This window comes from Enterococcus sp. ZQ21, from assembly GCF_030053755.1.
GTDB lineage: Bacteria > Bacillota > Bacilli > Lactobacillales > Enterococcaceae > Enterococcus_B > Enterococcus_B lactis.
The window spans coordinates 87,062-112,289 of sequence record NZ_CP125658.1; the positions used below are offsets into that span (position 1 = coordinate 87,062).

Here is a 25,228-nt window from a genome sequence, read left to right on the forward strand (position 1 = left end):
AACCTTTTACGAAGGAGGGAAACCAACGTGAGTTATCGTAAACTAGGACGCACATCTAGCCAACGTAAAGCGATGTTGCGTGATTTAACAACTGATTTATTAATCAACGAACGTATTGTGACTACTGAAGCTCGTGCGAAAGAAGTTCGCTCAACTGCAGAAAAAATGATCACTTTAGGTAAACGCGGAGATTTGCATGCACGTCGTCAAGCTGCGGCTTTCGTACGTAATGAAGTTGCTAGCGTGCGTGAAGAAAATGAGGACATCGTCATTGAATCAGCTTTACAAAAACTATTCAACGATATTGCACCTCGTTACGCAGAACGTCAAGGCGGATACACACGCATTTTGAAGACAGAACCAAGACGCGGTGATGGTGCACCAATGGTTGTCTTAGAACTTGTCTAAAATCACACTAATAACATCACTTTATAGATGATTCTTTTAGAGTGTTATGATGTTGGAAGATATTTTTCCGAGTCTAGCTCAGCGCTGCTCCTCAAGCGAATATCGCTTGGGGAGTAAGCACTCATCATAAAGTGTTTTTTTATACCTTCAATTAACTGTCATGACATCTCTGCTTGAAGGCATAAAAAAACATTTTAAGCGAGAAATAATTGAAAATTTTGTCTTTTTTTGATAGTGTTAGTAGGAACTTTAGGATGAAGAAGGAGTAATCATGGAGCCAATTATTGAATTAGAGAAAATAAATTATAAATACCAGCCAGATGATCTTCGCCCCGCATTGAAAGATGTCTCCTTTACAATTGATAAAGGTGAGTGGATCGCTATTATTGGACACAATGGTTCAGGAAAATCGACACTTGCCAAAACAATCAATGGGCTACTTCTGCCAGAATCAGGGGTCGTGAAAGTCGGAAATCAAGTATTGGATGAAGAAAACATTTGGACGATCCGGCAAATGGTTGGAATGGTTTTTCAAAATCCAGACAATCAGTTCGTTGGTTCGACAGTAGAAGATGACGTTGCGTTTGGTCTTGAAAATCAAGGGATTCCCAGAGAAGAAATGCTGATACGTGTGAAAGATGCACTTGAGAAAGTTAGAATGGCTGAGTTTGCTACACGCGAGCCTGCTCGTTTATCAGGAGGACAAAAACAACGTGTTGCTATTGCCGGCGTGGTTGCCTTACGACCTGATATCATTATTTTAGATGAAGCAACAAGTATGCTAGATCCAGAAGGCCGTGAAGAAGTGATTTCTACGATCAAGAAGATCAAAGAAGAAAGTCAATTGACCGTTATATCTATCACTCACGATATTGATGAAGCAGCTAATGCCAATCGGATATTAGTGATGAGGCAAGGAGAACTTGTCCGTGAAGGTACACCAAAAGAAATCTTTTCTGCGGGACCCGAACTGATTGATTTAGGTCTAGATCTACCATTTCCTGAAAAACTGAAGCGTGCACTGAAAGAACGCGGGGTAGATGTGCCAAGTGAATATATGACAGAAGAAAGGATGGTGGATTGGTTATGGACATCCGTTTTGAACAAGTAGACTTCACTTATCAGCCGAATACACCATTTGAACAACGAGCCTTATTTGACATCAATATGACGATCAAAGAAAACAGTTATACAGCATTAGTAGGGCATACCGGAAGCGGGAAATCAACTTTACTCCAACATTTGAATGCGCTTGTTAAGCCAACAAGCGGTACCGTCCATATTGGAGAACGCGACATTCAGCCAGATACGGATAATAAAAATCTAAAGCCGATCCGAAAAAAAGTCGGCATCGTCTTTCAGTTTCCAGAAGCACAGCTATTCGAAGAAACGGTGGCAAAAGATATTGCCTTCGGTCCTAAAAACTTTGGTGTCAGTGAAGAAGAAGCGCTGATACTAGCAAAAGAAACGTTAGAACAAGTTGGACTGGATGAAAGCTATTTGGACCGTTCACCATTTGAACTTTCAGGAGGGCAAATGCGTAGAGTAGCAATCGCTGGTGTGCTTGCCATGAAGCCTGAAGTACTTGTATTGGACGAACCAACGGCAGGGCTTGATCCTCAGGGCAGAAAAGAAATGATGGAGATGTTTTGGCGTCTTCATAAGGAACAACAGATTACTATTGTTTTAGTGACGCATTTAATGGATGATGTAGCCAATTTTGCAGACTATGTCTATGTACTGGAGAAGGGGCGAATCGTTAATAGCGGGCAGCCTCAAGAGGTTTTTCAAAACATCAAATGGCTAAAAGAAAAACAGTTAGGCGTACCTACTGCCACAGAATTTGCAGAAGAATTAATGGCTAAAGGGATGGACTTCACTACCTTACCTTTGACAGCTGAAGAATTAGCAGACGCCATCGTCCATTCTGCTGGAGGAAATGCCCATGATGAATAAATTGATATTTGGTCGTTATATGCCAGGAGATTCCTTGATCCATCAATTGGATCCCCGAGCCAAATTATTAGCCAGTTTTTATTTTATTGGTATCATTTTTTTAGCAAATAATTGGGAAACATATCTTGTATTGGCAGTTTTCACATTATTTTCTGTCTTCTTATCAAAAGTAGACTTGAAATTTTTTATCCGAGGTATTCGCCCATTGATTTGGCTGATCCTCTTTACTGTAGCTTTGCAAATCTTGTTCACCAGCGGAGGAGAAACTTATTGGAGTTGGGGTGTTTTCCATATCACTGAATTTGGTGTGATGAACGGTCTCTTTATTTTCTGCCGATTCGTGTTGATTATTTTTATGTCGACGCTACTCACGCTTACTACACCGCCTTTGGAATTATCTGATGCGATTGAGTACTTGCTTCGTCCATTGAAAGCCGTACGGTTCCCAGTCCACGAAATTTCTTTGATGCTGTCGATTGCTCTTCGTTTTGTGCCTACATTGATGGATGAAACAGAAAAGATCATGAACGCTCAGCGCGCGCGTGGTGTTGACTTTGGTGAAGGCAATCTAGTTCAGAAAATGAAAGCAGTCATTCCTTTGCTGATTCCTTTATTTGTCAGCAGTTTCAACCGAGCGGAAGATCTTGCGACCGCTATGGAAGCAAGGGGCTACAAGGGCGGGGAAGGAAGAACGAAATATCGTGTCTTGCATTGGCATAATAGAGACACGATGGTTATCATTGCTTTTATATTATTAACCGTGCTGCTGATCTTTTTAAGAGGATAAACGTTCAGTGGACCGCTATCTATCCTTTTCTTGCTAATCTATTTGCAAGAAAGTATGCGAGCAGTGTATGACAAGAAACATTAGGGTCTGTGGCAGACTAATGTCACAGGCCTCTTTCTTTTATTTGAAAAAAAGAACAAACAACATTATCTGGAAAAACCACTATTTCTAGACAACTTTTTAGAAACAAAGGAGAGAAAACCATGGTACGTTACAAAGCAATCATTGCATACGACGGAACAAATTTCAATGGGTTCCAGAAACAGCCAAATGGACGTACTGTTCAAGAAGAAGTAGAAAAAACATTACAAAAAATGGCAAATGGGAAAGAAATCACGGTCTTTGGTTCGGGAAGGACAGATGCCGGAGTACATGCAATCGGGCAAGTGATCCATTTTGATTATCCAGAAGAACGCCCGTTAGAACGAATGCGTTTTGCGTTAGATACCCAGTCACCAGAGGATATCGCTGTAAGACAAGTAGAAATCGTTTCAGAAGAATTCCATGCAAGATATTTGGTCAAAGAAAAAACTTATCAATTTCGAGTGGATATAGGGAAACCACGCAGTCCTTTTCGACGCCATTATGCAAGTTATTTTCCTTACCCCCTTGATTTGGAAAAAATTCAGCGGGCACTTCCTGATTTATTAGGGACCCACGATTTCACCTCTTTTTGTGCATCAGGAAGCTCGATAGAGGATAAAGTACGTACGATCTACGAGGCTAAGATGGAGGTTAATGAAACAAAAGACGAATTGTTGTTTACTTTTAGGGGAAATGGCTTCTTGTATAAGATGATACGGATCTTAGTAGGAACGCTTTTGAAAATTGGCAATGGCCGATTGCCTGAAGATAGTATCCCAGATATTATTGCGAAAAAAGATCGTAATGCAGCAGGACCTACAGCACACCCTGAAGGACTTTATTTGTATGAAGTGAAATATGAATAAGAGGTTGTGAAAAAGCGGTTCTGCATCAAGTAATAAGAACAGCCAAACCAAAATAGTTTCTCATATTTTGCCATTTGTTGAGCTAATACCGAAGGACAGCTGATTGAACACTGTTTAAGGAAGAGGTTGTGAGCCTGCCATTTAGCTCTGAGTCACAAGAAACAATTTCAAAAAACAGCTTCTCACGTTTGATGAATATCACAACTTGTGAACGAAGCATGGATAAGTGAACCTTCTTTTTGCACACTACTTTTTTGTAACTAAAAACGATGGAACGTTGTTTTGATTGCCCTTGGCAGACAGTCTGAACAGGTTCCATCGTTTCTTTATTTTCTTCGTCTTCTTCTGTGTGTATTTCGCGGTTTTTCTTCTATTGTTGGATCAATCGTGCCATAGAAGGGTTGATTGCGGTCAAGGTACCAGACATAGAGAATAAACAATGCAATGCATAGTACAAAAAGGATTGCACCTATTATAAATCCTTCAGGCAAGTAGCTGAAAGTAACCGTGTGTTTACCTGCTGGAACTTTTAGCATCAAGAATGCGTTTTTGAAGTTGCTGACTTTGACTGGCTTCCCATCGATTTCGGCTTTCCATCCTTTGTCGTAAGGAATAGTCGTCACCAACATAGAATCTTCTGCGGTATCTACAGTTCCAGAAGCTTTTCTGCCAGAGGCTTCCATTTCGACACCTTTTTCTTTGATCTGATTCATTGCGGCTTGATAGGCTACAACATCTAGACCAACGACTTTCGGCTCCATGAAACTTACTTCTTTCGTCCCATAAAAACTTGCAGTAAATGTCACCGTTGTCTCTTGGGGATAATAGCCAAGATCATAGTATTGTCCAGAAATATTGATTTGCGTTTTCCTCGATGTACCATTGACAGTAATCGTTGCACTAGAACTTTCTAATTGTGCAAAATTGGTTGGGAACAAACTTAAGTAAGCTTGTGTATTTGCAGGTACATGGACTTCCCATGTGAGCTCTTTCGGTTGATTGTCTGCCGTCTCTGAATAAGTCACACCAGTCGTTGTTTTTGTAATTGTCGTATTTAACTGATTCTTCAAAGTAGGCGTATAGAATGTAAAATACTGTTCATTTAGACCAGATAATGTATTGATCAAGTTTGTCTGACTAGTTAAATTATCTGTTACGGGCTGCTCAATATCATTAACGGATAACGGTGCGGTAAATGCTAGTGGCAATGCATTGACATTCTGATACAGTGTATAGTCGCCGCTTTGACCAGCTTGGCGGAAGCCATATTTGCTGAACGTGCTTTCGTTCTTAGAAATGTTGTATTTGATTCCTGTAAAGCCATCCATCAGCAAAGTATTATTATTGTAACGGATATTCAAATTTGTCCCTCTTGAACGAAACCCTAATGTATCCAGATAAGAGGAAGAATTACGATTTCTTATAGAAGAAAACAAGCTGATGCCACTGTAACCGTAGTTGATCGAATCGTTTGGCGATACCGGATCCAGATTTTCTAAGCGGTAAAACGAGTCAGAATCTTCTTTTGTTTCATTTACAAGAGCTTTCAAGTCAGGAGAAGGATCCGTATACAAACTGCGGGAAGCATAATTCCAATCATCAAGGATACCATGGATCATGCTGTTCGTATTGACTAGAGCCTCAGCAGACATGATCAATAACAACAATATACTTAGATGATTGAAGAAAAGTTTTTTATGCTGATAAAATCCCACAGCAAAAGCATAGATCCCTAAGAAAACAACTGTCAATACAAAGGAGGTCATCGTCACATAGGTGTAGCTTCCTTCAGGTTTGATGCCCCATGCCACCGCAAAGAGAGTAGCTACGACCAAAATGATTCCTAACAACAGCCCACGATCGTCTTGTTCTATCTTTTCCCATCCTTTTCCTGCAAGCAGGAGAACTAAGAAAGAGAACAGATAGGCATAACGGAATAAAAACATATTCGGTGCATGCATACCATGCCAGAACAAATTCAATGGGACAAGATAAAAACTTGCGATAAGTATGGCGAAAAGACCACCGTACAAAAACTTATTTTTCAACGGTACTTTCCGACTGGCAAAATAAAACAAGCAAAGGACCAACGGAAGTAGACCTGCGTAAATGAACGGAATCGAACCGTATTTTGTGGTGTCATAAACACCCATCATGTTTTTCATGATCAGATCCAGATAAGAAGTCGCTTCTGTTTTCAACGTAGTGATTTGACTCAATGCTTCGCCATTTGAGCGAAGATCCAGTACTGCTGGCAATACAATGATCATTGAAGCGCCGCCTGCCAGTAAAGAAGTGATCCCATAAGGAACAATCGATTTTTTGTATTCTGACCAGTTTGTCAATAGACGGGCAATAAAATATAAGAAAGAAAAGACACCAATCATGAAGCCCATATAAAAACTGGATAGAAACAAGAGCAAATAGCTGATGAATAAAAGTTTCGGCCGTTTCAGATCCATGACACGATGAATCCCCAAAATCACTAATGGAAGATAAACAAATGCATCCAGCCACATGATGATCTCCGAATGTGCAGTAATGAATGAGATCAATGCGTAACTGACGCTAAGTGCAACATGCCCCCAGCGAGGAATCTTGAACGTGCGTGCAAGAAACCAAAAAGCTAATCCGGCACAGCCGACTTTAAGCAAAGTCAGAACATAAAGTGCATCTGGCATCATCTGGTTTGGAAAGAAGAAAACCAGTGGCGTGAAGATCCCGCCGAGATAATAAGAAATCAAAGATAGATAATTCAAGCCCAGAGAAGCATTCCATGTATAGAAAATACTTTGCTTTCCAAGAAGGACATTTCGGAAGCTTGCATGAAAATTAGAAAATTGTGAAAAGGCATCACTTGCCAAAATACTTCTGCTGCTCCCGGGATAGATCCCGATACTTAAATAAACAAGTGCTAAAATCAAAAACGGAATCAGGAAACTAGCTGCTGCGTAGCGTCCGTTTTCTCTAAAGAATGACTTTAAGTTTTTTTTCATATTTATTTTCCACCAAATTTCTATGAAGTTGTATTTAGTTTATCATATCCTTGTTTTTCTCTGCTTAAAAAGAGTCTAGTTTTCATAAAAAAATAAAATTTGGGAATAAATAACTTCACAATTTGTTCGTATAACAAAAATAAACACAAAAAAAGGGGAGGAATCAAAAATTCCACCCGCCAAAATTTTTATTAAATAAAAAACCGTTCACTATCTGAACGGTCCAAGTATCATTCAATTAAACGCGTTCAACTTTTCCTGATTTCAAAGCACGAGTTGACACCCAAACTTTTTTAGGTTTTCCGTCGACCATAACGCGAACTTTTTGTAAGTTAGGTTTAACAGTACGTTTTGTTGAGTTCATAGCGTGTGAACGGTTGTTTCCACTTTTTGTCTTGCGACCTGTAAAGTAACAAACTTTTGCCATGGTAATTTCCTCCTTTGCCTTGATTTGGAGCAATAGAATAATTCAGCTCATACCAGACTAACATATCATATAGATTGGAAATTTGCAAGTACATTTTCATGGATACAATTGACATTTGTGAAGAATAATTGTAAATTAAACAGGGTTATACCTGAAATTTTGCAAGGTTTTTGAGTACTTTGGGTAACTGCCTTTTATTTCAAGTTGCGCTATGATAAAATATGATAGAAGAAAAATGGGAGTATTTTACCCGTTAAGGAGGCTCATTCATGGCTGTAAAAATTCAAACGTCAGCTGGAACCATTGAAATTACCAATGATGTAATTGCAACAGTTGTTGGTGGCGCCGCGACAGATGTGTTCGGTGTTGTAGGAATGGCCAGCAAAAATCAAATTAAAGATAATATTACTGAGATTTTGCGTAAAGAAAATTACTCAAGAGGAGTAGTTGTCCGCCAAGAAGATAATGGTATTGCTGTAGATGTTTATACGATTATCAGCTATGGTACGAAAATCTCTGAAGTTTCTCGCAACGTCCAAGAAAAAGTGAAATACAATCTAGAGGCATTATTAGGTGTAGCTGCCAATTCGGTTAATGTCTTTGTACAAGGTGTTCGTGTACTGCCAGACTAGGCAGGAGACTGGCTGATAACTCAGCAGTCGATCTGAAGGAGGATTATCTAGGTGAGTGTAACAGAAATAAGTGCAAGCCAGTTCCAGGAAATGGTGCAGGCTGGTGCGAATCGTCTGCAAGTAAATGCAGAATACGTCAATTCATTAAATGTATTCCCTGTGCCAGATGGTGATACGGGAACAAATATGAATCTATCTATGACTAGTGGAGCGAAGGCAGTAGTAGATTCAACCTCAGAAAAAGTAGGAGAATTAGCAGCAATGCTTTCAAAAGGATTGTTGATGGGTGCGCGCGGAAATTCCGGCGTTATTTTGTCTCAATTGTTCCGAGGATTTTCTAAGCAAATTCCAGATGTTGTCTCATTAAATGCTTCTGATCTTGCTGCAGCATTCACTCATGGTGTTGAAACTGCGTATAAAGCAGTAATGAAACCAGTAGAAGGAACGATTTTGACAGTAGCTAGAGAAGCAGCAAAAGCTGGAGAAAAGAAAGCTAAGAGTACAGACGATGTCGTTGAAGTGATGACAGCTGTTGTAAAAGGAGCAAAACGTGCTTTAGCTAAAACCCCAGACTTGCTTCCAGTCCTAAAAGAAGTCGGTGTTGTAGACAGTGGAGGACAAGGATTGCTGTTTGTTTATGAGGGCTTTTTAAGCGCATTGAATGGAGAATTCCAAGCGGATGAAACATATGAACCTTCTCCAGCAGAAATGGATGATATGGTCAATGCAGAGCACCATCGCAGTGTCCAAGGACAAATGGCGACAGAAGATATCCATTTTGGTTATTGTACAGAAATCATGGTGAAAATCGGTGAAGGACCTACTGTTGATAGCACGTTCGACTACGAAGAATTCCGTAACTATTTAGATGGTATTGGAGATTCTTTACTTGTGGTCAATGATGACGAGATCATCAAAGTTCACGTGCATACAGAAAACCCAGGAGAAGTCTTGAACTATGGACAAAAATTCGGTTCATTAGTCAAAATCAAAGTCGACAACATGCGCTTGCAGCATGAGACGATTTTGGAACATGATGAAGAAGTGAACGAGTTTGCGAAAAAAGAAACACCACGTATCCCGTATGGTATCGTAGCAATCGCTGCTGGTAAAGGCGTCCAAGAGCTGTTTGAAAGTTTAGGCGCTAATTATGTTATCAGTGGTGGGCAAACAATGAACCCAAGTACGGAAGACATCGTTAAAGCGATCCAAGAAGTGAACGCAGATAAAGTGATTGTCTTACCGAACAACAAAAACATCTTCATGGCAGCTGATCAAGCGGCAGAAGTAGCAGATATCCCAGTAGCAGTCGTTCCTTCAAGAACGATTTCTCAAGGATTGACGGCTATGCTTTCATTCAATGATCAAGCTTCTTTAGAAGAAAACAAAGAAACGATGACAGAAATGTTGTCTAGCGTCGTAAGTGGTCAAGTCACTCACGCAATCAGAGATACCTCAATCGACGGTGTAGAGATCAAAGAAGGCGACTTTTTAGGCATGATTGATGGAAAAATCATGATCTCTAACCCAGATATCACAGCAACAGCGTTAAGTACACTAGAACAAATGATCAATGAGGACACAGAGATCGTAACGATCTTAGCAGGTGATGAAGGAACAGTTGAACAAGCAAATGAATTTGCTGAGAAACTAACAGAAAAACATCCTGATTTGGAAATCGAGATCCACCAAGGAGATCAGCCTGTCTATCCTTATCTATTTTCTGCTGAATAATTCCTGTGACAGAATATCTTTCTAACACAGTATTCATTCATAAAAGGCCTTCGGTTAGTGATCAGGTATGATCACTGACCAAGTCCTTTTTTTGTTAAAGGAGGGAGGAAAAAATATATGCGTTCTTTAGATGATCCAATCACTATGCTGGCAGGAGTCGGAGAAAAAAGAGCAGCTAGTCTTGCCAGCTTGGGTATCCGAACGATTGAAGACTTACTGACTTATTATCCTTTTCGCTACGAAGATATTCAGGAAAGAAATCTAAACGAGATCCAAGATCAAGAAAAGGTTACTTTGAAAGGAATCGTAGTCTCTCCTCCTGTGATGAATCGATTTGGTTATAAAAAAAGCCGATTGCAATTTCGTATGATGCAAGAACATGATGTGTTCAACGTTTCTTTTTTTAATCAACCTTATCTAAAAGAAAAAGTCATTTTATCGGAGGAAATCGCCGTATACGGTAAATGGGATGCAAAGCGTAAAGCCTTGAACGGGATGAAGATTTTAGGTTCTCAAACAATGGATGACTTTTCGCCGATATATCACGTCAATAAATCGATTCGTCAAACGACATTAGTTGATCTAATCAAAAAAGGGTTCCAAGAATACGGCACATTGATCGAAGAAAACCTGCCGAACAACCTTGTGGAGAAATATCGACTACTTGACCGAGCTTCCGCTGTAAGAAGTATGCACTTTCCGAAAAACCACGAAGAAAATCACCAAGCCAAACGACGTGTCGTTTTTGAAGAATTCTTTTTATTTCAAATGCGTCTTCAAGGATTGAAAAAAGCAGAAAAAGCAGAAACAAATGGCTTGGAGATCCTTTATGATGTCCAAAAATTAAAAGAATTTACTCAAAAACTACCTTTTGAACTGACAAATGCCCAAAAACGAGTAACGAATGAAATCTGTCGGGATCTTCGCAGTCCTCAACATATGCAGCGACTTTTGCAGGGAGATGTAGGTAGCGGAAAAACAGTGGTTGCCGCAATCGCATTATATGCCACCGTTACAGCGGGTTTCCAAGGTGCGTTGATGGTGCCTACCGAAATCTTGGCACAACAGCACATGGAAAGTTTGCAACAGCTGTTTGATCCCAATGAAGTAACGGTCGCATTGCTTACAGGGTCAACGAAAACAAAAGAACGACGTGAACTCCTTGAAAAACTAGAACGAGGAGAAATCAACGTCGTGATCGGTACACATGCATTGATCCAAGATGGAGTTGAATTTCAGAATTTAGGTCTAGTTATTACGGATGAACAGCACCGTTTTGGTGTGAATCAGCGGAAAGTCCTTCGTGAAAAAGGCTGGCGACCTGATGTCTTGTTTATGACAGCCACTCCGATCCCTAGAACGCTAGCTATCACAGCGTACGGTGAAATGGATGTATCGATCATTGATGAACTTCCAGCTGGGCGTATCCCTATTGAAACACGCTGGGTAAGAACACCTCAATTAGACAGTGTACTGGATTGGACAAGGAAAGAACTGGCAAGAGGACATCAAATGTATGTCATCTGTCCACTGATCGAAGAATCAGAAGCATTAGACGTAAAAAACGCAGTGGAAATCTATGAAAAACTTCGTGAACTATTTGCGCCAAAATATGAAGTTGGCTTGTTACATGGTAAAATGAAGAATCAGGAAAAAGAAGTGATCATGGAAGCTTTCAAAGATAACCAGATGCAGATATTAGTTTCTACTACGGTAATAGAAGTAGGGGTAAACGTGCCAAACGCAACCGTCATGCTGATTATGGATGCGGATCGATTTGGTTTGGCACAGCTGCATCAGCTTCGTGGACGTGTTGGACGCGGAAGTGATGCTTCCTACTGTATCTTAGTTGCTAATCCCAAAAATGAACTAGGCGTGGAACGGATGAAAATCATGACAGAGACCACCAATGGTTTTGTACTAAGTGAAAAAGATCTGGAATTACGCGGTCCCGGTGAAGTATTCGGCTTCCGACAATCTGGTTTACCTCAATTTGCGATTGCTGACTTGGTGACGGATGGAAATGTTTTGGAGGTAGCCAGAGAAGAGGCTGCAGCTCTTTGGCAGATAAAGAATTGGCAGATGCTGCCTGAGTATCAGCCTCTAGCACAAAGCCTCCAGATAGAAAATCAGGATAATCGTTATTTCGATTAGCAGACTATGCTATACTTTATAATGATGATGGAAAAAGGAGTGGGAACAATGAAAATTGCCGTAGATGCAATGGGCGGAGATCACGCACCTCAAGCAATTGTAGAAGGCGTGGCTTTAGCTCAGCAAGATTTTCCAGAAGTAGAATTCTTACTTTACGGAAAAGAAGCAGAAATCAAGAAATACTTAACAAATGAAAAAAACATTACGATTATCCATACAGACGAAAAAATCAATAGTGATGATGAGCCAGTAAAAGCGATCCGACGGAAAAAGACTGCTTCAATGGTCCTTGCTGCACAAGCAGTGAAAAACGGCGAAGCGGATGCTATATTTTCAGCAGGGAATACAGGTGCGCTGCTAGCAGCGGGTTTGTTCATCGTAGGACGTATCAAAAATATCGAACGTCCTGGCTTGATGTCTACCTTGCCAGTAGTAGGAAAAGAAGGTGCCGGTTTCGATATGCTGGATCTTGGCGCTAACGCAGAAAATAAACCAGAACATTTGTTGCAATACGGTATTTTAGGTTCTTTCTATGCACGTAAAGTCCGAGGGATCGGACGTCCCCGCGTTGCTCTTTTAAACAACGGAACAGAAGCCACAAAAGGTAGTGAAGTGACGAAAAAAGCCTATGAACTTCTTCAGAATGAAACCAGTTTGAATTTCATTGGAAATGTAGAAGCGCGCGAGTTGCTCAATGGGGTGGCTGACGTAGTAGTCACAGATGGATTTACAGGCAATGCTGTTTTGAAATCCATTGAAGGAACGGCAATGAATATGATGGATCTATTAAAATCCGCTATTCTAAACGAAGGGATCAAAGGGAAAATGGGCGCCATGCTTTTAAAAGACGGCTTGCGTTCTTTAAAATCTGAAATGGATTATTCCAAACATGGCGGAGCTGTTTTGTTTGGCTTGAAAGCACCAGTCATTAAAACCCACGGAGCAACAGGTCCTGATGCTGTCCGCTATACGATCCGCCAAATCCACACGATGCTTGAAACAAATGTAGTAGGGCAGTTAGTCGAACAATTTGAAAAAAGCGAAGAATAATATTCAGATAGCTGAGGCAATCCGGTTCGTTAAAAAAAGGTGGACAATCCTGAAAAATGTCAGTAAAATTAGCCATGGTGTAGGTAATTGACAAGTGTATGATTCTTGGAGGTGAAAAAGTTGACTCGCGAAGAAGTATTTAACAAAGTAGCGAAAATTATTTCAAATCATTTTGAGATAGATACCGATAAAGTGTCGGATGAATTGAACATCAAAGATGATTTAAAAGCTGATTCAATTAGTATTATGGAGTTCGTTTTAGAACTTGAAGATGAATTCGGTACAGAAATTTCAGATGAAGACGCTGAACAAATTGAAACAGTTGGCGGTGCAGTAGATTATATCAGCAGCCATCTCAAATAATTTCAATAAAAGCAAAGAAGGATAAAAAGTTATATGCAACTTTTTATCCTTCTTTTTTTAATCTTTCTGACACGGAAAAGACATTTTTCTGATAATTCTGGCGATAATTAGAAATTATGTTGCAAAGTAAAGCGGTTTTCTATATAATTATTAATAATTCATTACACAAATATAAGAATAACCTTTGTTATAAAACGCTTTATTCTGTGTAATGTTCTTTCTTTACTAAGAAAAACTTCCGTTTAGGAAGCAGAGAGGGGTATTCGATTGTCAGATAATCAATTATTAGAAGTTCAGAACCTACATACAGGCTTCCGACTCAAAGATGACTATTATGATGCAGTAGATGATGTTTCATTTACTTTAGACAAAAACGAGATCTTAGCAATCGTTGGGGAATCTGGGTGCGGGAAAAGTACATTAGCTACTACGATTATGGGATTACTTGATCCTAATAACACAAAAATTACAGGTGAAATTTTATATAACGATCTGAATTTAATCGAACTGAACGAAACGCTTTATAATAAAATCCGCGGAAATGATATCGGAATGATTTTCCAAGATCCGTTGTCTGCATTAAATCCTCTCATGAGAATCGAAGACCAGATCAAAGAAGGACTTTCCTATCACACAAAGATGAATGCAGAACAGCGTCAAGCTCGCGCACTGGAATTACTAGAACAAGTAGGGATTCCTAATCCAGCAAGAGTTGGACGTCAATATCCCCATGAATTATCAGGCGGTATGAGACAACGTGTCATCATCGCGATCGCAATCGCCTGCAAACCTCCAATCGTCATTGCAGATGAACCGACAACAGCCCTAGATGTAACCATCCAAGCACAGATTCTTGATTTACTGAAAGATCTTCAGGAAGAAACAAAAACAGGAATCATCCTGATCACTCATGACTTAGGAGTCGTAGCAGAAATGGCTGATCGAGTGGCAGTGATGTACGGCGGACAGTTTGTTGAAGTAGCGGGTGTAAAAGAACTGTTTGATCATCCGAAACATCCTTATACGCGCTCTTTATTGAACTCTATACCTCAAGAAGGAAATCATGATGCAGAACTCCATGTGATCGAAGGTGTGGTTCCTTCTCTGAAAAACATGCCTCGTAAAGGGTGCCGATTTGCTCCACGTATTCCGTGGATACCAGCAAGTGACCACGAAGAAGAACCTATCCTTCATGAAGTCGCTCCGAACCATTTGGTACGTTGCTCTTGCTACAAGCATTTCCACTTTAGAGACGAAAAAGGAGAGGTGTAGATGACAGAATTAATCACAATCAAAGACCTGAAAGTTCATTATCCTATTCGCAGTGGATTCTTCAATCGAGTAACGGATCATGTATATGCTGTAGATGGTGTGGATTTTATTATCGAAAAAGGAAAGACGTATGGTTTGGTGGGAGAGTCCGGTTCCGGAAAATCCACTACAGGAAAAGCAGTCGTTGGTTTAGAAAAGACGACAGCTGGACAAATCATGTATGAAGGAAAAGATGTAACGAAGCGAAGCAACCGAAAAAAAATGGGTTATAACAAAGACGTACAAATGATTTTCCAAGATTCAATGTCTAGTTTGAATCCTAAAAAACGAGTATTGGATATCATTGCAGAACCTATCCGAAATTTTGAACGGTTAAGCGATCAAGAAGAAAAGAAGAAGGTAAAAGGATTGCTAGATATCGTTGGGATGCCGGAAGATGCACTTTACAAATATCCTCATGAATTTTCAGGGGGACAACGCCAACGTCTAGGAGTAGCCCGTGCTGTTGCTACTAATCCAAAATTAATCGTGGCCGATGAACCGGTATCTGCTCTGGATCTATCTGTTCAAGCACAAGTATTGAATTTCATGAAACGGATCCAGCAAGAATACGGTCTCAGCTATTTATTTATTTCTCATGATTTAGGTGTAGTAAAACATATGTGCGACAACATCGCAATTATGTACAAAGGTCGATTTGTAGAAATCGGTACAAGAGAGGACATTTATAATGACCCGCGCCACATCTATACGAAACGTCTGCTTTCAGCAATTCCGCAAATCGATGTAGAAAATCGGGAAAGCCACAAAGAAAATCGCCGAAAAGTAGAACAAGAGTATATCCAAAACCAAAGAGAATACTATGATGCGACTGGCCGAGTCTACGATTTGCGTACGATCACAACTACACATAAAGTGGCGTTGAAAGATGGAGGTGCGAGCTAATGTGGAAAACGATTCTGCGACGTGTTTTATTGATGATCCCGCAAGTTATTATTTTAAGTGTTCTGATCTTCTTATTAGCCCAAGCGATGCCAGGGGATCCATTTACTGGTTTGATCAACCCAAACCAAGATCCGGCAGTGATCGAACAAATGCGACAATCAGCTGGATTGAATGACCCATGGTATGTCCAGTACTTCCGTTGGATCGGAAATGCTTTGCAAGGCGATTTTGGTCAAAGTTTCTTATACAAACGCTCTGTTGCTGACCTAATCGGTGAACGGATCATCAACACGTTATATCTATCGATCTTGACAGTTGTCCTTACTTATTTGATTGCTGTGCCTCTAGGGATGCTAGCAGGCCGGTATCAAAATTCGATCTTGGATAAGATCGTCGTGATTTATAACTTCTTTAGTTTTGCTGTTCCGTTATTCATCTTCGGCTTGATCATGCTGTTTGTTTTTGGTTATCGTTTAGGCTGGTTCCCAACAAGCGGTTCTCAAACACTAGGTTTGCAAGGGGGATTTATCACTCAGTGGATAGATCGCTTGAAATATATTCTGCTACCATCGATTACCCAAGCATTTCTGGCGACTGCCGTTACGATCCAATATCTGCGAAGCGAAGTAATCGATTCGAAGTCGCTTGATTTTGTCAGAACAGCCCGTTCCAAAGGGGTACCGACGAATAAAGTATTCAGTAGACATATCTTCCGGAATGCAGCATTGCCGATGGCTTCGCAAATGGGGTATGAAATCACTTCGTTGATTGCTGGTTCTGTAGTTATCGAAAAGATTTTTGGCTATCCAGGAGTCGGGAAACTATTTATTGACTCTATTGGTCAACGAGACTACACCGTGATCACATCCTTAGTATTGATTTTAGGAATCGCGACGCTAGTGGGGACGTTACTGTCAGATATTATTATGAGTATCGTTGACCCGCGTATTCGGATTCAATAAAACCAATCAGAAAGGAGAATGGATCGATGAGTGAAAAAAACAATACAGCAGTTCAAGAAAGTATCCCTCCTATGGGGATACGAATGATTGCTCGAGAATTTAAAAAAGATAAAATCGCTATTTTTTCATTAGGTTTGCTAGTGGTTTTATTATTAGTGATTTTTATCGGTGCGATGCTGACCGATCAAGATAAAGTGATGTATGTTAGTATTTTTGACAAATATGCTGCCCCAGGAGCAGTTTCGACACAAGGACAAAAGTTCATTCTGGGAGCAGATGAAGGCGGACGTGATGTATTAGGTCAATTGATCATAGGTGCTAGAAACTCTGTCACGATCGGATTTGCGATCACGATCCTTACTTCGATCATCGGGGTTGGATTAGGGATCATCTCTGGCTACTACGGAGGGATCATTGACAACATCTTGATGCGAATTGTTGATTTTATCATGATTCTACCGATTATGTTGATCATCATCGTCTTCGTTTCGATTATTTCCAGATACAATGTCTGGTCCTTTATTTTCATCATGAGTGCATTTTATTGGGTAGCTAAAGCCCGATTATTCCGAAGCAAGACATTATCTGAAGCAAGAAGAGATTATGTCAGTGCCTCAAAAACAATGGGAACAAGTGATTTTAAAATCATGTTCCGCGAAATTATGCCGAATCTAAGTTCATTGATCATTACGAACTTGACAATGAACTTTGCGGCAAACATCGGTATCGAGACAACTTTGACTTTCTTAGGTTTCGGTTTGCCGGCAAATGTACCTAGTTTAGGTACACTGATCGGTTATGCAAGTAATGGAGAAGTCTTAGTGAATCGGCAATGGATCTGGTTACCCGCATCAATCCTCATTTTAGTTTTGATGTTGAGTATCAATTATGTTGGACAGGCATTCAAGCGTTCTGCAGATGCACGCCAACGGTTAGGCTAGTTATAGAAGCGAAGGGGGAAATAGGAATGAAGAAAACGATTTTTGGATTTGCAACGCTGATGTCTGCTGTTGTTCTTGCAGCATGCGGGGGCGGAGGTACAGATACTTCTGGAAATAACTCTGGAGGCAACAGCAATAACAAAGAGGAATTAACTTTTCCAATCGCAACAAAAAACAATGATGATGCAATCGAAGACGGTGAATTAGAAGCTGCGGTCGCAACGGACAGTCAGTTCAAAGGATTGTTCCAGTGGGAGTTTTATCAAGATTCTTTTGATGCAGCTTTCATGGCTCCTTCTCATGAAGCGTTATTTGCAAGTAACGATGATTTCCGAATCACCGATGATGGAGCAGCTACGCTTGACCTAGATCAAGATACGAAGAAAGCAACAATCAAAATAAAAGACAATGTCAAATGGTCAGATGGTGAAGACGTAACAGCTGATGACGTGATTTTCCCATATGAGATCATCGGTCATAAAGATTACACTGGTATCCGATACGACGATACGTTCCGTAATATCGTAGGGATGGAAGAGTATCATGATGGAAGTGCCGATACGATCTCTGGTATCAAAAAAGTGGATGACAAAACAGTTGAGATCGAATATAAAGATGTAAACCCAAGCATGCTGCAAGCTGGTGGCGGGATTTGGTCTTATGCAGCACCGAAACATACATTGGAAGGTATAGCAATCAAAGATATGGAATCTAGCGATCAAGTACGTAAAAACCCAGTAACTTTCGGACCGTACTACATGAGCAACATCGTAGCTGGAGAATCTGTGGAATACTTGCCAAATGAGCATTACTGGAATGGTACGCCTAAACTGAAAAAAATCACGATGAAATCTGTACCAACAGCCAGTGCAACTGAAGCATTGAACTCTAAATTATACGATATGATTTTCCAAATGCCAACAGACACATATGATACGTATAAAGAAATTTCCGGCTATACAAATTTAGGTCGTGAACAAACATCTTATACTTATCTAGGATTTAAACTAGGTAAATGGAACGCGGAAACAAAGAGTGTAGAATACAACCCGGATTCAAAAATGGCAGATAAATCATTACGTCAAGCAATGGGCTATGCTTTAGACAATGATGCAGTAGGCGAACGTTTCTATGCAGGATTAAGAAGCAATGCCACTTCATTGATCCCTCCAGTATTCCAATCTTATCATGATGATGAATTGAAAGGATTCACGCAAGATTTAGACAAAGCGAAAAAACTATTGGATGATGCCGGCTACAAAGATGTGGACGACGATGGGTTAAGAGAAGACAAAGATGGAAACAAATTAACCATCAACTTTGCTTCGATGTCTGGTGGAGAAACAGCGCAACCATTGGCAGATTACTATATCCAACAATGGAAAGAAATCGGTTTGGATGTCCAATACACAACAGGTCGTCTGATTGAATTCAACTCTTTCTACGATAAATTAGAAAACGATGATCCTGAAATCGATGTTTACCAAGCTGCTTGGAATACAGGAACTGATCCAAATCCAAGTGGACTATGGGGACCGAATGCAGCATTCAACTACACTCGTTATGAATCAGAAGAAAATACAAAATTGATCAACGATATCAGTTCAAGCCAAGCATTTGATGAAGACTATTTGAAAGAAGCCTATCAAAAATGGCAACAGTATGCGTTTGAAGAAGCATTTGCGATTCCAACGTTGTTCCGTAACGAAGTATTGCCAGTGAACGACCGCGTCAAAGACTGGGATTGGTCTTATGATGTACCAAACCCATGGGCAAATGTTTCTGTTACAGCAGATTCACGTTCATAATCAATAAAAATGACCGAAAAAGGGCGATGTCCTTTTTCGGTTTTTTTAATTATCGTTATTTTTGATAGCAAATAAAAATAAATGTAGTTTTTTAAAACTTTATTTCAAAAACACGTTGATCATAAATGTGTTATTATATATAATTTAAATAGATTTTAAAGAAGGAAAATGTATAAAATCTGCGTTATTTAATTTAAGTTGAATAAAAATTATTGTTATTTTAAATTGATGGGAATTTTTCGTGTAGTTAATAAAAGAGAAGGTTCACACTTATCTCTTTTTAAAATAAAAAAAGGGGGACCGAACGACTGTCGCCTTTGCTTGTTCAAGTATGTTTCAATAGTCACTCGTGAGACACTTTAGGCACTCAAAAAAGGGAGCGGATACAAATGAAGAGAAATGTGAAAAAGATGATAGCAAGTTCATGTACACTTATTGCCTTGAGCAGCTGGATCGCACCAATCAATGCCGTTAGTGCGGCTGATCCAGCCGCTTCTTTCTTCTAAACGATGAAAAAAATCTATCGCTTCTTTTTTCTATTCACAGTCACCAGTTTTTTTATATGCTATTTCTTTTGCTGGAACCGAAATGATCAAATCAGCGATTCCAGAAATCCATTCATCGATCATCATCGAAGCAGCGAGTGGTGAAGAAAATCAGCAGGAAATGTACCAGACGATTACTTGACCTTGGTCTCAAAAGAGGAGCAGAAAATCAAAGAATCCCTCGAAAAATTTCAGGTAGACCATTTGATAGACAAAAAATATTTCTCTTAAGCGGAGGAGAACAGCAGCGAGTTGCTCTTGCTCGTTTATTTTTGAAAGAACCAAAGATCATCTTTGCAGATGAGCCAACAGCCTCTCTTGATCAAAAGAACAAAGGAATCGTCCTTCAAGCATTACAAGAACTGAATGCAAAAGGAGCTACGGTCCTTGTGGTCACCCATGATCCAACATTGGCAGCAGAATTCGATTATGTGTTGGACATGAATGAATGGAAGAAATCAATCCAATAAACCTTATTTATGTGTTCATTCTGTTGGTTTTATCTGATAGTTTACCAGTGATTGGACTGTTTTTTTCAATCGTTTTATTGAAAAGTCATCAGCCAAAGATTCACCCACGATGGATAAAATGGTGTGTGTTCATTTCGCTCCTTTTTCAAGTGTTACTAACGGTGTTTCTTCTATTGAGCATTCATGTTTCAGAGGTTCAGCTAGGACCCGTCCAAGAAGTCATTGAAAACATACGAGAATAAGGGATTGTACAAAAAAAGGAATGTGACAATAGTCGTGTCACATCCTTTTTTTGTATGAACAGTGTTCAATCAGCTATTCCACGGTATTCGTTCAAGAAACGGCAAAATATGAGAAGCTGTCTTTTTGTTTATTTCTCTAATACTCCGAACTAAACGGCTTTTTCACAACCTCTCGTCAATCACTAGGATTATTAAAGCTTTACTTACCTTTTACCCGAACCATTTCAAATTTAACAAAAAACCAGTATAATAAGGAAGTATCGAAAAAATATCCATAAAAGGAATGTGGAAAATGGACAACCAGCTGACAAAAGAACTAAAAGAAAATTATAACATCGTTTTTCACGATCTAAATTTGCTTGAACAAGCTTTTACCCATTCATCCTATGTGAATGAGCATCGCAATCTGCAATTATCGGATAATGAACGACTTGAATTTTTAGGAGATGCCGTTTTAGAATTGATGGTTTCTCAGTATTTATTCCGTTTATATCCTCATTTGCCAGAAGGAAAATTGACAAAAACACGAGCAGCGATCGTTCGCGAAGACAGCTTATCGAAATTTGCCAAAGAATGTCACTTTGATCAATATGTTCTGTTGGGCAAGGGAGAAGAGAATTCAGGAGGACGTACGCGACCAGCATTGCTTTGCGACCTATTCGAAGCTTTTTTAGGCGCGTTATATCTTGACCAAGGATTCGACACGACCCATGCGTTCATCGAAAAAGTGATTTTTCCTAAAGTCAAAGCAGGTGCTTTTTCACATGAGATGGATCATAAAACAAAATTGCAAGAAGTCTTGCAAAAATCAGGTGATGTATCGATCGAATACCGATTGATCAATGAAGAAGGTCCAGCTCATGAACGAGTATTTTGGATCGAAGTTTACGTAGATGATCAATTGATTGGCACTGGACAAGGAAAATCGAAAAAATTAGCAGAACAAGCTGCGGCGGAAAATGCATTGGCAGCACTGTAAAAGTAAGTGAGGGAAAGCTTTGTATTTGAAACGAATTGAAATAGCCGGTTTTAAATCATTTGCAGACAAGACAGTCATTGATTTTGAAAACAGCGTCACAGCAGTGGTTGGACCAAATGGCAGCGGAAAAAGCAATATTACAGAAGCTATCCGCTGGGTATTAGGAGAACAATCTGCTAAAAGTTTGCGAGGCGGAAAAATGCCGGATATCATCTTTGCCGGTTCCGATACCCGTAAGCAGCTGAATATTGCAGAAGTCACAGTGATTTTAGACAATAGTGATCATTATCTGCCATTGGAGTACAATGAGATCAGTGTAACCCGCCGTTATCGACGGACTGGGGAAAGCGAGTTTTTCATCAATAAACAAAGCTGCAGATTAAAAGATATCCAAGAATTGTTCTTAGATTCTGGATTAGGAAAAGAATCGTTCTCAATCATTTCTCAAGGAAAAGTAGAAGCGATTTTCAGTAGTAAACCGGAAGACCGTCGTGGGATCTTTGAAGAAGCAGCTGGTGTGTTGAAATACAAGCAGCGGAAAAAGAAAGCAGAACAAAAGCTTTTTGAAACAGAAGACAACCTCAGCCGCGTCCAAGACATCATCCATGAATTGGAAGAACAGTTAACTCCTTTGGCCGCTCAGAGTGAGGCAGCAAAGGAGTTTTTACGGCTAAAAGAAACACTGACTCAAACCGATGTTTCTTTGATGGTTGCTGAAATCAAGACAGCAAAAAAAGATTGGGACAACAAACAAGCACAGCTTGCGAAATTCAATCTAGAATTAGGCAAACTATCTGAGTCGATCCAAGAACAAGAATCCATTTTGGCGAAGCAGCGTAAAGAAAATGCGCAAGCCGACCGTCTGATTGAAAAAAATCAGCAAGTATTATTAGATCTTTCGGAAAAACTGAAGCAGACAGAAGGACAAAAAGATGTTTTGCAGGAGCGGACAAAGCATACACAAAAAAGCTCGCAAGAATATCAAACTTCATTAGCAGAAGCACAAAAAAAGGTTAAACATTTTGAAAAGCTTCAAGAAAGCTTGATGAAAGAAGCAGCAGAAAAAGAAACAGAGATCCAAAAAGCTGAAGCAAATCTCATAAAAACACAGCAAGAATTAGAAAAATACCAAAAATCAACGAAAGAATTATTGGCAGAATTAAGAGATCAATATGTTGATTTGATGCAAGAACAAGCAGCTGTAGGAAACGAACTGAAGTATCTGGAACGTCAATATGTACAAGAAACAGCAAAAAGCAAGCAGACGTTAGCCAAGCAATCGGAAGTAGAAGCATCAGTAGATCGATTGATCTTACAAAAAGAAGAATTGACACAAAAGCAGGCACAGCTAAAATCATCTTTAACTGAAACAAAAGAGAAGTTAGAACTGATCCAACGAAACGGGAAAAAGTTCCAAGAAGCATTAGCAAAAGAACAGCCTAAAATGTATCAATTGATGAATCAAGTCCAGCAGCTGCGTGCTCGTCAGAAAAGCCTTCAAGAAATCCAAGAAAACTATTTTGGTTTTTACCAAGGCGTTCGATTGGTCTTGCAGCATAAACAGCAGCTTTCCGGTATTGTCGGAGCAGTGGCTGAACTGATCGACGTCCCTGCAGATTTCACGTTAGCCATTGAAACAGCTTTAGGTGGAGCAGCTCAACATGTCATCGTTGAAAATGAAAAAGATGCTCGGCAAGCCATCACGTATTTGAAACAGCAAAGAGGAGGAAGAGCAACATTCCTTCCGCTGACGACAATCAAACCAAGACAGTTACCAGCTCATATATTGACACAAGCAGCAGCTATAGAAGGGTTTATAGGGATTGCCAGTGAACAAGTTGCTTATCCTGATCAAATTCAAACAGTGGTTCAAAACCTGTTAGGAACGATCCTTTTAGCAAAAGACTTAACTAGTGCCAATGCGATCGCGCAAACGATCCGCTATCAATACCGAGTGGTTTCCTTAGAAGGCGACGTGATGAATGCCGGAGGATCCATGACAGGTGGAGCGAACAAACGAGGAAACCAAGGCAGTTTGTTTGTACAAAACCAAGAATTGAAACAGTTGACTAGTGAATTCGAAGAAGCAGATAAGCAACTCCAAGTGCAAGAAAAGAAAGTTCAGGAGCTGCAGCAAGAAACAGCTCGTTTAGCCGAAGAACAAGAAGTTTTGCGTACACGAGGCGAACAATTACGTTTCGAAGAACAAGAAGCGACAAATCAGTTGCAAAACATCATAAACGAACTTGAACGTTTTGAAAAAGAAAAGCAAATCTCAACTTTTGAGACACGTGAGCTACAGCAGTTTATCGAAGATTACGAAAAACAAACGAACGAGTTGAAAGACAAACAAACAGATCTTGAAACGCAACGTCAACAAATCGACGAAGAGATCAAATCTTTAAGTCAAGAAAGTGACCAGATGGAAGCCAGAAGAGCACAAGTGCAAAGTCAAAAAGCACAAGAACAAGCAGATCTTGCTGTCTTGAAAGAGCAGTTTAATCATCTGCAGATCCAGCTCCGCGGTGCCCGGGTCCAAAAAGCAGAGGCAATCGAACGTCAAGAAGCGATAGAAAAACAGTTGGCGACATTGACAGCAGACTTTTCTGATCATGAAGTCACAGAAGAAAGTTTGGAAAAACAAATTGACGAATTATCTGCTCAGCGAGAAACATTGAAAGCTGAGTTGGCAAAAGCCAAAGAGCAGCGAGATAGAAGGCAGAGGGAAATCGATGAGCTTGAAGCAGTCTTGGCAGAGCGTAATCGTGAGCAAAAAGCACGACTGTCGGAACAATCCAAATTAGAAGTCCAAAAAGACCGAGCTGAAATGATTTTAGATAATCATTTGACCTATCTGCAGTCAGAATATCAGCTGACATTTGAGAAAGCTTCCCATGACTATCAAGAAATAACCGATATCGAAGACAGCAGAATAAAGGTTGCCTCCTTAAAAGAACAAATTGAAAAGCTAGGACCAGTAAACTTAAATTCAATCGAACAATATGAACAAGTCAGTGAAAGACATACCTTCTTAGCAACACAGCGAGATGATCTGTTAGCAGCGAAAAACCAGTTGTTTGAAACGATGGATGAGATGGATGATGAAGTGCGGACAAGATTCAAAGAAGTATTTGAAGCTATCCGTCAAGAATTCAAAATTGTCTTTCCTAATATGTTTGGCGGCGGTAAAGCTGAATTAGTATTGACAGAACCAACGGATCTGCTGAAAACAGGTATTGAGATTGAAGTACAACCTCCTGGCAAGAAACTGCAAAGTTTAAGTTTGCTTTCCGGAGGAGAACGAGCACTTACAGCCATTGCGCTGCTCTTTTCTATTATCCGTGTCTGTCCTGTTCCATTTTGTATCTTAGATGAGGTAGAAGCAGCGTTAGATGAAGCAAATGTGAAACGTTTTGGTCGTTACTTAAGCGACTTCCAAGATGACACACAATTTATCGTAGTCACACACCGCAAAGGAACGATGGTCGCAGCAGATGTACTGTACGGAGTGACGATGCAGGAATCCGGTGTATCAAAAATCGTTTCTGTACGGATGGAAGATATCAATGAAGAGGCGAAAATCAACGAAACGAAAGTGTAGGAACGA

Annotated in this window: 20 protein-coding genes; 18 read left to right on the forward strand and 2 right to left on the reverse strand. The window is 39.9% G+C overall.

Features of this window, described 5'->3' with window-relative positions; translation table 11 throughout:
* Nucleotides 1–27: 27 nt before the first annotated feature.
* The 5 genes from rplQ to truA all read left to right on the forward strand — a co-directional run bounded on the left by rplQ (nucleotide 28) and on the right by truA (nucleotide 4,101).
* On the forward strand, nucleotides 28–408 hold the full coding sequence (rplQ, locus tag QK255_RS00465; RefSeq protein WP_002288716.1) for a 50S ribosomal protein L17: 381 nt from the start codon (nucleotides 28–30) through the stop codon (nucleotides 406–408).
* A 271-nt stretch (nucleotides 409–679) separates the two neighbouring features.
* Complete coding sequence (locus QK255_RS00470) at nucleotides 680–1,519, forward strand: energy-coupling factor ABC transporter ATP-binding protein (protein WP_002290456.1); 840 nt, start codon at nucleotides 680–682, stop codon at nucleotides 1,517–1,519.
* Entirely contained in the window at nucleotides 1,495–2,364 is an 870-nt protein-coding gene (locus QK255_RS00475) for an energy-coupling factor ABC transporter ATP-binding protein (RefSeq protein WP_002290457.1), read from the forward strand. The genes QK255_RS00470 and QK255_RS00475 overlap by 25 nt, the downstream gene beginning before the upstream one ends.
* Nucleotides 2,354–3,151 carry an energy-coupling factor transporter transmembrane component T family protein gene (locus QK255_RS00480; RefSeq protein WP_002309837.1) on the forward strand — a complete coding sequence of 266 codons (798 nt, stop codon included), beginning with the start codon at nucleotides 2,354–2,356 and terminating at the stop codon, nucleotides 3,149–3,151. The genes QK255_RS00475 and QK255_RS00480 overlap by 11 nt, the downstream gene beginning before the upstream one ends.
* A 203-nt stretch (nucleotides 3,152–3,354) precedes the next feature.
* Nucleotides 3,355–4,101 carry a tRNA pseudouridine(38-40) synthase TruA gene (truA, locus tag QK255_RS00485; RefSeq protein WP_002290460.1) on the forward strand — a complete coding sequence of 249 codons (747 nt, stop codon included), beginning with the start codon at nucleotides 3,355–3,357 and terminating at the stop codon, nucleotides 4,099–4,101.
* Between the two features lie 326 nt (nucleotides 4,102–4,427).
* Here the strand turns inward: truA and QK255_RS00490 are convergent, their stop codons facing one another.
* Entirely contained in the window at nucleotides 4,428–7,097 is a 2,670-nt protein-coding gene (locus QK255_RS00490) for a YfhO family protein (protein ID WP_283341564.1), read from the reverse strand.
* A 238-nt stretch (nucleotides 7,098–7,335) separates the two neighbouring features.
* Nucleotides 7,336–7,524: a 50S ribosomal protein L28 gene (gene rpmB / locus QK255_RS00495; RefSeq protein WP_002290463.1), complete on the reverse strand. Its 189-nt coding sequence runs from the start codon at nucleotides 7,522–7,524 to the stop codon at nucleotides 7,336–7,338.
* A 269-nt stretch (nucleotides 7,525–7,793) separates the two neighbouring features.
* Between rpmB and QK255_RS00500 the strand changes: the two genes are divergently transcribed.
* From QK255_RS00500 to smc, 13 genes are all read left to right on the forward strand, one after another.
* Nucleotides 7,794–8,156 carry an Asp23/Gls24 family envelope stress response protein gene (locus QK255_RS00500; protein ID WP_002290464.1) on the forward strand — a complete coding sequence of 121 codons (363 nt, stop codon included), beginning with the start codon at nucleotides 7,794–7,796 and terminating at the stop codon, nucleotides 8,154–8,156.
* A 51-nt stretch (nucleotides 8,157–8,207) separates the two neighbouring features.
* Nucleotides 8,208–9,890, forward strand: coding sequence for a DAK2 domain-containing protein (locus QK255_RS00505; protein WP_002290465.1), 1,683 nt, complete (start codon nucleotides 8,208–8,210; stop codon nucleotides 9,888–9,890).
* 117 nt (nucleotides 9,891–10,007) lie between these two features.
* Nucleotides 10,008–12,044, forward strand: coding sequence for an ATP-dependent DNA helicase RecG (recG, locus tag QK255_RS00510; protein ID WP_002342312.1), 2,037 nt, complete (start codon nucleotides 10,008–10,010; stop codon nucleotides 12,042–12,044).
* A 48-nt stretch (nucleotides 12,045–12,092) separates the two neighbouring features.
* Complete coding sequence (plsX, locus tag QK255_RS00515) at nucleotides 12,093–13,094, forward strand: phosphate acyltransferase PlsX (RefSeq protein WP_002290467.1); 1,002 nt, start codon at nucleotides 12,093–12,095, stop codon at nucleotides 13,092–13,094.
* A gap of 120 nt (nucleotides 13,095–13,214) precedes the next feature.
* Nucleotides 13,215–13,457 (forward strand): acyl carrier protein, encoded by a 243-nt coding sequence (acpP, locus tag QK255_RS00520; RefSeq protein ID WP_002290470.1) that lies wholly within the window; start codon nucleotides 13,215–13,217, stop codon nucleotides 13,455–13,457.
* 267 nt (nucleotides 13,458–13,724) lie between these two features.
* Complete coding sequence (locus tag QK255_RS00525) at nucleotides 13,725–14,729, forward strand: ABC transporter ATP-binding protein (protein ID WP_002290472.1); 1,005 nt, start codon at nucleotides 13,725–13,727, stop codon at nucleotides 14,727–14,729.
* Nucleotides 14,730–15,674 (forward strand): ABC transporter ATP-binding protein, encoded by a 945-nt coding sequence (locus QK255_RS00530; protein ID WP_002309831.1) that lies wholly within the window; start codon nucleotides 14,730–14,732, stop codon nucleotides 15,672–15,674.
* On the forward strand, nucleotides 15,674–16,636 hold the full coding sequence (opp4B, locus tag QK255_RS00535) for an oligopeptide ABC transporter permease (protein WP_002290474.1): 963 nt from the start codon (nucleotides 15,674–15,676) through the stop codon (nucleotides 16,634–16,636). Before QK255_RS00530 ends, opp4B begins: the two co-directional genes overlap by 1 nt.
* Nucleotides 16,637–16,662: 26 nt before the next feature.
* A complete protein-coding gene (locus tag QK255_RS00540) occupies nucleotides 16,663–17,577 on the forward strand; it encodes an ABC transporter permease (RefSeq protein ID WP_002290475.1) in 915 nt (304 codons plus the stop codon).
* Between the two features lie 26 nt (nucleotides 17,578–17,603).
* Nucleotides 17,604–19,385, forward strand: coding sequence for an oligopeptide ABC transporter substrate-binding protein (locus tag QK255_RS00545; RefSeq protein ID WP_002290476.1), 1,782 nt, complete (start codon nucleotides 17,604–17,606; stop codon nucleotides 19,383–19,385).
* Between the two features lie 646 nt (nucleotides 19,386–20,031).
* Nucleotides 20,032–20,400 (forward strand): ATP-binding cassette domain-containing protein, encoded by a 369-nt coding sequence (locus QK255_RS00550; RefSeq protein WP_002290478.1) that lies wholly within the window; start codon nucleotides 20,032–20,034, stop codon nucleotides 20,398–20,400.
* 534 nt (nucleotides 20,401–20,934) lie between these two features.
* Nucleotides 20,935–21,621, forward strand: a complete 687-nt coding sequence (gene rnc, locus QK255_RS00555) for a ribonuclease III (RefSeq protein ID WP_002287896.1) — start codon at nucleotides 20,935–20,937, stop codon at nucleotides 21,619–21,621.
* 19 nt (nucleotides 21,622–21,640) lie between these two features.
* Nucleotides 21,641–25,222, forward strand: coding sequence for a chromosome segregation protein SMC (gene smc / locus QK255_RS00560; RefSeq protein WP_002290480.1), 3,582 nt, complete (start codon nucleotides 21,641–21,643; stop codon nucleotides 25,220–25,222).
* Nucleotides 25,223–25,228 lie beyond the last annotated feature (6 nt).

Bases quoted from the DNA above. Each gene is read 5' to 3' on its own strand.
- QK255_RS00540 (WP_002290475.1), top strand. From the start codon at position 16,663: ATGAGTGAAAAAAACAATACAGCAGTTCAAGAAAGTATCCCTCCTATG.
- QK255_RS00475 (WP_002290457.1), top strand. From the start codon at position 1,495: ATGGACATCCGTTTTGAACAAGTAGACTTCACTTATCAGCCGAATACA.
- QK255_RS00500 (WP_002290464.1), top strand. From the start codon at position 7,794: ATGGCTGTAAAAATTCAAACGTCAGCTGGAACCATTGAAATTACCAAT.
- rnc (WP_002287896.1), top strand. From the start codon at position 20,935: ATGGACAACCAGCTGACAAAAGAACTAAAAGAAAATTATAACATCGTT.
- QK255_RS00530 (WP_002309831.1), top strand. From the start codon at position 14,730: ATGACAGAATTAATCACAATCAAAGACCTGAAAGTTCATTATCCTATT.
- QK255_RS00480 (WP_002309837.1), top strand. From the start codon at position 2,354: ATGATGAATAAATTGATATTTGGTCGTTATATGCCAGGAGATTCCTTG.
- QK255_RS00490 (WP_283341564.1), bottom strand. From the start codon at position 7,097: ATGAAAAAAAACTTAAAGTCATTCTTTAGAGAAAACGGACGCTACGCA.
- opp4B (WP_002290474.1), top strand. From the start codon at position 15,674: ATGTGGAAAACGATTCTGCGACGTGTTTTATTGATGATCCCGCAAGTT.
- plsX (WP_002290467.1), top strand. From the start codon at position 12,093: ATGAAAATTGCCGTAGATGCAATGGGCGGAGATCACGCACCTCAAGCA.
- recG (WP_002342312.1), top strand. From the start codon at position 10,008: ATGCGTTCTTTAGATGATCCAATCACTATGCTGGCAGGAGTCGGAGAA.
- rpmB (WP_002290463.1), bottom strand. From the start codon at position 7,524: ATGGCAAAAGTTTGTTACTTTACAGGTCGCAAGACAAAAAGTGGAAAC.
- QK255_RS00470 (WP_002290456.1), top strand. From the start codon at position 680: ATGGAGCCAATTATTGAATTAGAGAAAATAAATTATAAATACCAGCCA.
- truA (WP_002290460.1), top strand. From the start codon at position 3,355: ATGGTACGTTACAAAGCAATCATTGCATACGACGGAACAAATTTCAAT.
- QK255_RS00545 (WP_002290476.1), top strand. From the start codon at position 17,604: ATGAAGAAAACGATTTTTGGATTTGCAACGCTGATGTCTGCTGTTGTT.